At 72.1% G+C, this 8,661-nt stretch carries 6 protein-coding genes; 3 read left to right on the forward strand and 3 right to left on the reverse strand.

Annotated elements, in window-relative coordinates:
- Nucleotides 1–52 precede the first annotated feature (52 nt).
- Complete coding sequence (locus ACRX5S_RS05030; protein WP_436771510.1) at nt 53–859, reverse strand: cytochrome P450; 807 nt, start codon at nt 857–859, stop codon at nt 53–55.
- Nucleotides 843–3,089 carry an amidohydrolase family protein gene (locus ACRX5S_RS05035; protein WP_436771511.1) on the reverse strand — a complete coding sequence of 749 codons (2,247 nt, stop codon included), beginning with the start codon at nt 3,087–3,089 and terminating at the stop codon, nt 843–845. The genes ACRX5S_RS05030 and ACRX5S_RS05035 overlap by 17 nt, the downstream gene beginning before the upstream one ends.
- A gap of 259 nt (nt 3,090–3,348) precedes the next feature.
- On the opposite strand from ACRX5S_RS05035, the gene ACRX5S_RS05040 reads away from it, so the two are divergent.
- From ACRX5S_RS05040 to ACRX5S_RS05050, 3 genes are all read left to right on the forward strand, one after another.
- A complete protein-coding gene (locus ACRX5S_RS05040) occupies nt 3,349–4,959 on the forward strand; it encodes an ABC transporter substrate-binding protein (protein WP_436771512.1) in 1,611 nt (536 codons plus the stop codon).
- 146 nt (nt 4,960–5,105) lie between these two features.
- Nucleotides 5,106–5,405, forward strand: a complete 300-nt coding sequence (locus ACRX5S_RS05045) for a DUF1876 domain-containing protein (RefSeq protein WP_436771513.1) — start codon at nt 5,106–5,108, stop codon at nt 5,403–5,405.
- Between the two features lie 389 nt (nt 5,406–5,794).
- Nucleotides 5,795–7,207, forward strand: coding sequence for a family 2B encapsulin nanocompartment shell protein (locus ACRX5S_RS05050; RefSeq protein WP_436771514.1), 1,413 nt, complete (start codon nt 5,795–5,797; stop codon nt 7,205–7,207).
- 486 nt (nt 7,208–7,693) lie between these two features.
- Here ACRX5S_RS05050 and ACRX5S_RS05055 read toward each other — a convergent pair whose 3' ends face one another.
- On the reverse strand, nt 7,694–8,611 hold the full coding sequence (locus ACRX5S_RS05055; protein ID WP_436771515.1) for an SDR family oxidoreductase: 918 nt from the start codon (nt 8,609–8,611) through the stop codon (nt 7,694–7,696).
- Between the last annotated feature and the right edge of the window lie 50 nt (nt 8,612–8,661).

Raw genomic sequence — 8,661 nt, forward strand, 5'->3', positions numbered from 1 at the left:
GGGGCTTTCGCGGCCCCCGAGCTTTCGCGGCCCGGGGGTTTCGTCCGGCCTCTCAGCAGCGGGGTGCGCGGCGCGGACGACCTTGTACGGGAAGGCTCGTCACCCCGTCCACGAAGACCGAGCGCATGCGCACCGGCTGGCCGACCACCTCCAGTCGCGCGTACGCCGCGAACAGCTCGGTGAACAGCAGACCCAACGCGAACCGGGCGACGTCGGCGCCGACGCAGTGGTGCGCGCCGGTGCCGAACGCCAGGTGCCGGTTGGGACGGCGGCCGACGTCGAACCGGTCGGGGTCGGCGAACACGCGCCGGTCGCGGTTGGCCGACGCGAGAACGGCGACCACGACCTGTCCCTCGGGGACGACGACTCCGGACAACTCGACCGGGCACCGCGTGGTACGCACGACGCAGCGGGTCGGCGAGGCCCATCGCAGGCTCTCCTCGACACCGCTGCCGAGCAGATCGGGCCGCGCGGCCCAGGCCGCGTAGCCGCCGTTGTCGGAGAGCTCCATGACCGTGGCGACCGGGACTTGCGACAGGGTGACGGCGGCGGCAAGGAGCAGTCGGTGGCAGTTGGCCGCAACGGCGGACGGAGTCAGGCGTACGCCCTCGTGCCGCATGCCGAGCATGGTCCCCACGAGATCGTCGCCTCGCTCGCGCGCTCTTTCCCGGACCAGACCGTCCAGGTACGCGAACAACGCGCCCTCCGCGTCCGGGTCGTCGTCCGACGAGGCGGCGATGGCCAGGCGGCCTAGGTGCGGCCGATCCCCCTCGGGCAGCCCGAGCAGCGGCCCGAGTACCGCAAGCGGCAACTCGCGCATGGCCCGCGCGAGGTCGAAGGAGTCACCGCCCTTCCGCACAAGCCCACGAATCCCGCGCCGAACGTCTCCCAGGTGCCGACCTGCCGACCGCATCCTCAACGCGCGCGTCAGGGCCCCGGGCACCCCCTCGTACCGGCGCGTCCCGGACGCGAATGCCACGTCGTCGCGGAGGATCCGGTCCACATCGGCATATCGCGTCGCCGCCCAGAAGCCGGGGCCCGCGTCGCAACGCGGGCCTCCGGCCCCCTGGCCCCGGCCGACGTGAGGGGCGCCGACCGGCTGCCAGTACACGGGGTCGTACGCCCGCAACGCCCGCCACACGGCGTGCGGATCGTGATCGGCGTACAACCCGGGATCGGCCAGGTCTGGCACCGCATGCCGCACCCGGGCACTCATCCCCAAGCACCATCCGTTCCCCCACGGCCACCCACGTCCCGTCACTCTCCCAGCACGCAAGACAAGAGGATTGGATAAATCCGACCCCCAGCCGCAAGTCGTCGCCGCAAGTCACCCACCGAGCACGCGGCCGTCGGCGGCGGGTGACTGACGGCCGGTGGCCGTTGGCCGGCGGTCGGCGGTCGGCGGTCGGCGGTCGGCGGTCGGCGGTCGGAGGTCGGCGGTCGGAGGTCGGAGGTCGGCGGTCGGAGGTCGGCGGTCGGAGGTCGGAGGCTGGTCGCCGGCGGCCGGCGCCTCTGCACCAACCGCGGCCGTCCGGTTGCCCGGCCGGGCCGACGTGCGGCCTTCCAGGCACGGGCGGCCGTTGAGCGCGGGGGCGGTCGGCGTGCTGCTGACGACCGTTCTCAGGCGTGTTGCCCACCCACGACTGAGGGTCCGCCAGGAGCGCGCGGGCGTAGGTCTCCACGGGGGTGCCTTCGAAAAAGTCGGGGTTCATGGAGCCGTGGAGGCGGATGGTGTTGTCGCAGGCGAAGGCTCGGAACTGGGTGGGGGTGAGGTGGCCGTGGTCGAGGAGTTCTCGGGCTTCGGCCACCACCTCCCGCATGTCGGTGACGTCCCAGTGACCTATGTCGGAGCCGAGGAGGGGGCGCAGGATGGAGCCGCAGGGATTGATGTGGTCGGCGTAGGCCCACGCGATCGTCGGGTCGTCGGCCTCGCAGCCGAAGTAGAAGCGGTCGAATATGCGTGCGATGTCCGCGGGCGACCCGATGCCGCTGCCTCGGTAGTCGTCGAGGTCGGGCGGCGGGTTGTCGGCTTGCCCGCGGAGGCCCGCGGCCAGGCCGGGTGCGGCGAAGTGGCGGCCGCCGTGGCGCGCGAAGAGGTCGTCCCACAGGGCAGGGTCGAGGCGGGACGGGTCTAGGGTGCCGATGTTGGGGCCCCCGCGCTTTTCCCAGTGGCCCACGAGGTCGGCGAGGAGTTGCACGCCCCACGAGACGCCGCCTTCCAGGAAGGCGAAGTTGAGGGTCGGGAACCGGTGGGCGACGCCGCCGATGACGAGGGCCTTGGCGAAGGCCTCGCCGCCCGCGGCGAAGGTGCCGATGTGGTTGTGCACATAGCGGGTGGACGACTGCCGCAGGCCGATGCCCATCGTCGGGGTGTGCACGGTGACGGCGACGCCGAGTTCGACGCAGCGCCGCCACACCGGGTCGTAGTCGTACACGCTGTCGAGGGCCAGGACGTCGTACCAGCGCGCTCCGTCGGGGCCGCCCGGGACCGGGCGCGCGACGATGTTGTTGAGGAGCACGGCCTTGAACCCCAGGCGCCCGACGGCGTGTTCGAGTTCCGCGACGGCCTCGTCGGGGGTGTGGGTGGGGATCACCGCGGCCGGGGTCATGCGGTCCTGGAGGCCGTCGGTGAGCTCGGCGAGGTAGGTGTTGACGCCGCGGCAGGCCCCCGCGCGGATCGTGTCGTCCGGGTGGCCGGAGGCGACGAGGCCCACACTGGGGTAGAGGACCGCGAAGTCGAGGCCTATCTCGTCCATGCGCTCGTGCAGCAGGGACGGAAGGAAGGCCGTCGCGCGGTCGAGGGTGTCGCCGGGCAGGGACCACCACGGCGGAATCCACGTGCCGGGGCGGCGCTGGTCGCCGGTGAGCTCGGCGAGACGGCCGTCCGAGCTGCTGCGGGAGGCGTACGTGGGCGACGAACCGAGGAAGTGGTCCGCCGCGTCCGGTCCGGCGACCTTGCGGATGACGTCGGTGAGCACCGGCAGCGCCTCGACGATGTGGCCGTCGCCGTCCACGACCGGGTGCGGGGTGCGGTCGTGCGGCGTGGTGCCGGGGCTGGGCGTGTGACGTGCGGATTCGGGTGCTGACATGCGCGCCAGTGTCGGTCGGACGGGGTGAGAAGGGAAGCCGAAACGCGCGGTATTGTGAACGAATATTTCGACTATTCGACCACAAAAACGTTACCTGGCGAAGCACTGTAGACATCTGATGCAGTGTCAGTTAGGCATTGCCCCTGCACGGCACGTGTCAACACGCGTGCGTGTGCCGGTTTCAAAAACGGAATGGAAGGCTCCATATCCGTGGCGGACCCGGCAGTTCCGTACGACAGCTCCCGGAAGGACGTACGACATGGCCCCTGCGAACTCCCGCGGCCCACTTGGCCGTCGCCGCCGCGCACTGGTCGCCGCGGCGGCGGCGCTCACCGGCCTGTTCGCCGCCGCCTGCGGAGGAGGTGGCGGCGGAAAGAGCGGCGACGGCGTCGACCCGGGTGTCACCGGCGCGGCGAAGTCCGGCGGCTCCCTGGAGGTCATCTCGGTCACCGACATGGGCCGTGTCGACCCGTTCGGCGCCATCAGCAACTACTACACCGACAGCTCGCGCCTCAACGCGATGTACGACTCGCTCTTCTACAGCGAGCCCAAGACCGGCAAGCCGCTGCCGCAGACCGGTGAGAGCCTCACCGCCGACGCGACGGGCCAGGTCTGGACGCTCAAGATCAAGCCCAACATCAAGTTCACCGACGACACGCCGTACGACGCGGCGGCCGTGAAGTGGACCTGGGACGAGCACAAGAACCCCGAGCGCCGCTCGCTCGTCGCCGGCTCGGCCGCCGCGATCGACAAGACCGAGGTCGTCGACCCGCTGACGCTGAAGATCACGCTCAAGGCGCCGAACGCCAACTTCGACCGCGTCGTCGCGTCGTCGCTGGCCTTCATCCCGTCGCCGACCGCGCTCCAGAACGACCCCGCCGGATTCGCCGCGAAGCCGGTCGGCGCCGGGCCGTTCGTCCTGTCCGAGTGGGCGCGGGACAGCCAGATGGTGTTCACCAAGAACCCCAAGTACTGGCAGGGCCCGGACAAGCCGGTGCTCGACAAGGTCGTCTTCCGGGTGATGAGCGACAGCACGCAGGCGCTCAACAGCGTCGCCACCGGGCAGAGCGACCTCAAGGTCTCGGCGAGCTCGACCGACGGGGCCAAGGCCAAGGACCTCGGGCTCGGCGTCAGCCAGGTGCCGGTGATCGTGGGCGAGGCCATCGTGTTCAACTCGTCCAAGCCGCCGTTCGACGACCCGCGCGCCCGCCGCGCCGTCGCGCTCGCGCTGGACCCGAACGAGATGAACAAGGTCGCCTTCACCAACCAGGGCGTGCCCAGCTCCAGCCTGTTCCCGGCGGACAGCCCGCTGGTCTCGGCGAACGCGGCGAAACTGCCGTCCGCGAACCGCGCCGAGGCGCAGAAGCTGCTCGACGAGCTGGCGGCCGAGGGCAAGCCGCTCAAGTTCACCTACCTGGTGCCGCAGAACAACCAGGCCACGAAGACCGGCGAGTACGTCCAGACCCAGCTGAACACGCTGAAGAACATCGAGGTCAAGACGCAGGCGCTGGCGATCGTGTCCTACACGCAGGCGGTGCGCGTGAACCGGCAGTACGAGGCCGCGCTGCACAACTGGACGGTCTCGGACGTCGAGCCCACGGTCTACGCCTACCTGAACAGCCAGAGCCCGACGAACTTCCTGGGCTACAAGAGCGCCGAGGCGGACGCCGCGCTGGACCAGGGCCGCAAGACGAGCGACCCGGCGCAGCGGCAGGCGGCGTACGACGCGCTCATGACGGCGGTCTCGAAGGACGTGCCGCTGTGGCCGTACCAGGAGGGCCGCATCACCGTGTTCCACAAGACCAGCGTGGCCGGGCTGCTGCTCAGCAACGACGGCGTGCTGATGATGGACCGGCTCGGGCGGCGCTGATCGTCCAGCGCCGGGGCTCCGGTTCCGGCGCAGGCTCCAGCAAATGTAGGGAAAAGCGATAAAACGGGAGGTTCCCACCTCCGCCACGGCGTCCGACAATGGAACAACCGGGGAAGCGGACAGCCATCCGAGCGGAGGTGGGGACCATGCCCGCCGTGAAGCACTGGACTGTGGACATCTACCTGACCGAGAAGACCGGGGTCGACGAGTTCGACGGCGGGATCTCGGTGCGCACACACGCGGAGGCCCGGCTCGACGCGGGATCGGGCGACGGCCTGCGGGCCTGGGGCAACGCGCGCAAGCACCCGGCCGACCGGGACGTCCCGCAGATCGGCGACGAGCTCGCCGCGGCCCGCGCGCTCTCCGACCTGGCGCACCGCATGCTGCACGCCGCGGCCGCGGACATCGAGGCCGCCACCGGGCAGTTCGCGTCGCCGCGCGTCTGAGCGCCGGCCGTGCCCGGACGCCGCCGGTCCGAGTACCGCGACGCCCGAGTACCGCGAGCCCGAGTACTGCGAGCCCGAGTACCGCGCCGCCTGGACGCCGACTCGCGTCCGGGCGCTGCTCCTTGCTTCTAACCTTGCCTCCGCATGACCCGGCGTTCGAGTACGCCCGCCCTGCCGCCCCGCGGGGCGCGCCACGTGCGGGACCGCACGCCCCTCCGGTGCGCTCGCACGCCGTTGCTCCCGTGCCCGGCTCCGCCGTTACCTGGGAGCGCGGGCGTACGACCGGTTGGTCCGCGGGCAGCCACGCGGGACGCGTCCCCGGGCCGCCCGCCCGGACCACGCCGCCGGGCCCGCGCGTTTCGGCAGTGCACCGGCGGGAGGGGAAGCCGATGTCCATCGCAGCGGAGCCCGAGCAGACCGAAGAACAGGCCGCCCGACTGAGCCTCAGTACGGCGGCCGCACGCAACCTGGCCACCACCACCAAGTCCGCACCGCAGATGCAGGGCATCAGCTCGCGCTGGCTGTTGCGCATGCTGCCCTGGGTCCAGGCCGACGGCGGCACGTACCGCGTCAACCGCCGCCTCGCGTACGCCGTCGGGCGCGGACGCGTGGCGTTCGTCCGCGAGGGCGCGGCGATGCGCGTCGTCCCGCCGACCCTCGCCGAGCTCCCGGCCCTGCGCGGCGTCGACGACGAAGACCTGCTGGCGGAGCTCGCGTCGCGCTGCACGCAGCGCGAGTTCGCGCGCGGCGACGTCCTCGTGGAGGCCGGGGCCGCGGTCGACGCGATCCTGCTCGTCGGCCGCGGCAAGGTCGACCGGATCCGTCCGGGCAAGTACGACCACGACAGCGCACTCGGCCCGCTCGCGGAAGGCGACCACCTCGGCGACGAGGCGCTCACCGACCCGGACGCCACCTGGGCCTTCGGCGCGCGTGCCGCGACCGCGGGCACCGTGCTGGCCCTGCCGGCCGCGGCCGTCCGGGAACTCGCCGAGCGCTCCCCGGAGTTGGCCGCCGCGCTCGAACGCTTCCGGGCCGACACGGGGCAGCCCGCCAATCACCAGGGCGAGGCGGACATCGCCGTCGCCTCGGGCCACGACGGCGAGCCGGACCTGCCGGGCACCTTCGCCGACTACGAACTGGCCCCGCGCGAGTACGAGTTGAGCGTCGCGCAGACCGTCCTGCGGGTGCACAGCCGCGTCGCCGACCTCTACAACAGCCCGATGAACCAGGTCGAGCAGCAGCTCAAGCTGACGATCGAGGCGCTGCGCGAGCGCCAGGAGCACGAGATGGTCAACAACCCGGACTTCGGTCTCCTGCACAACGCCGACCCCGGGCAGCGCATCCAGACGCACGCGGGCCCGCCGGCCCCCGACGACTTCGACGAGCTGCTGGCCATGCGGCGCGACACCAAGCTGCTGCTGGCCCACCCGCGGACGATCGCGGCGTTCGGGCGCGAGTGCAACCGGCGCGGCGTGTATCCGGACCACGTCGACGTGGCGGGCACGCGCGTGACGGCTTGGCGCGGCGTACCGCTCTTCCCGTGCGACAAGATCCCGATCGCGGACGGGCACACGTCGAGTGTGCTGGCGATGCGCACCGGGGCGGACGACCAGGGTGTGGTGGGGCTGCACCAGATCGGCATCCCGGACGAGTACGAGCCGGGGCTGAACGTGCGGTTCATGGGCATCAACCGGAAGGCCGTGGTGTCGTACCTGGTCAGCACGTACTTCTCGGCGGCCGTCCTGGTCCCGGACGCGCTCGGGATCCTGGAGAACGCGGAGATCGCCCGGCCGCGCGGCTAGAAGGAGCGCCGCACGGGCATCGCGGCACGGGGACGGGGCCGTGTCCGGGCGCCGCGCCGGTCCCGTGCTGCCCCGGTCGGGCGGGCAGCGACGGGTGCCGACCGGGACTCCGCGCATTCCGTACAGCGCGCGGGGCCGCGCGGCCGGGGCGGGTACCTTGGCCGCGTGGTGACCAGGAGTGGGGGACGAGGGGTACGAGGACCGGCGGCGGTCGGCATCGCACCTGTGGTCATCTCGGCCACGGCGTGCGGTTCCGAGTCCGGATCCGACGCGGACGCCCAGGCAAGTGCCGCGGTTTCGGACGGCAGCGCGGCAGCGCCGGGCGCGTCCGCACCCCTCTCCCCCGCGACTGGACCGGCGGGACCGGCGGGACCGGCTGGGAACGAGCCCGGGCAGCCGGGGCGCGTGTACGCGGCCAGCTGACCGCGCCCTCGCGTCCTGCCGCTCAGTGGCGCTCGACCATTCCCCGCGCCCGTCCGGAGGTTGTCAGCGGTACCCGGTGGCGTCCGCGGGCTTGTCCGCGTCCTGGACCTCGGCGATGTAGCGCCACGCATCGGGCCGGCTGCCGTCGAGGTCGGTGAAGCCGTACTCGCGCGCGAGCTGCCCGCTGGAGAGCGATTGCCCGTTCCAGCGTGCGACCTCGGGGTCCGCGGCGAGGGCGGCGACGCCCCGGCCGACGTACGACGGCGACTCGGAGATCACGAAGTGCGGTACGCGCTCGGTGGCGTCGCGCCAGTTCTCCTCGGTGACCCCGAACGCGTCGAGCATCATCTCGGAGCGGAGCCACCCGGGTGTGACCACGACGGCGGTCGCGCCGCGCGGGCCGAGTTCGTGGGCGAGCGTGAAGGCCATCCGGAGCACGGCCGTCTTCGCGATGTCGTAGAAGTACGAGTTGCGATACGTGACGGCGTTGTACTCGGCCGTGCCGTCGGTCATCTCGACCACCAGGCCGCCGGGGTTGCGCAGCATCAGCGGCAGCGCGAAGTGGCTGGTGATCGCGTGGGTGTCGAGCGCGAGCCGCCACAGCCGCAGGCCGTTGTCGAGGTCGTGCTCCCAGACCGGGTTCTCCCACTCGAAGAGCTTCTCGCCGCCCCAGACGTCGTTGACCAGGACGTCCAGGCGCCCCTCCTCGGCGTCGATGCGCTCGACGAGCGCGCGCACCTGGTCGGGCTCCAGGTGGTCGGTGGGCACCGCGACGCCGTGTCCGCCCGCGGCGGTGACCAGCTCGGCGGTCTCCTCGACGGTCTCGGGACGGTCGTACTCCGAACGCTTCGTGCGGGTGCTGCGGCCCGTGACGTACACGGTCGCCCCCGCCTCCCCCAGTTGCACGGCGATTCCGCGACCCGCGCCGCGCGTCGCCCCCGCGACGAGTGCGACCTTGCCGTCGAGTGGTGTGGCGGACATGCCGTGCTCCTCAGCTCATGGGTCCCCCTGCGGCCGCCGCGCCGGGCCCG

Origin of the sequence: Yinghuangia sp. YIM S09857 (assembly GCF_051388915.1) — a bacterium.
In the GTDB taxonomy this organism is placed as follows: Bacteria; Actinomycetota; Actinomycetes; order Streptomycetales; family Streptomycetaceae; genus Yinghuangia.

Bases quoted from the DNA above. Each gene is read 5' to 3' on its own strand.
- ACRX5S_RS05035 (WP_436771511.1), bottom strand. From the start codon at position 3,089: ATGTCAGCACCCGAATCCGCACGTCACACGCCCAGCCCCGGCACCACG.
- ACRX5S_RS05040 (WP_436771512.1), top strand. From the start codon at position 3,349: ATGGCCCCTGCGAACTCCCGCGGCCCACTTGGCCGTCGCCGCCGCGCA.
- ACRX5S_RS05045 (WP_436771513.1), top strand. From the start codon at position 5,106: ATGCCCGCCGTGAAGCACTGGACTGTGGACATCTACCTGACCGAGAAG.
- ACRX5S_RS05050 (WP_436771514.1), top strand. From the start codon at position 5,795: ATGTCCATCGCAGCGGAGCCCGAGCAGACCGAAGAACAGGCCGCCCGA.
- ACRX5S_RS05055 (WP_436771515.1), bottom strand. From the start codon at position 8,611: ATGTCCGCCACACCACTCGACGGCAAGGTCGCACTCGTCGCGGGGGCG.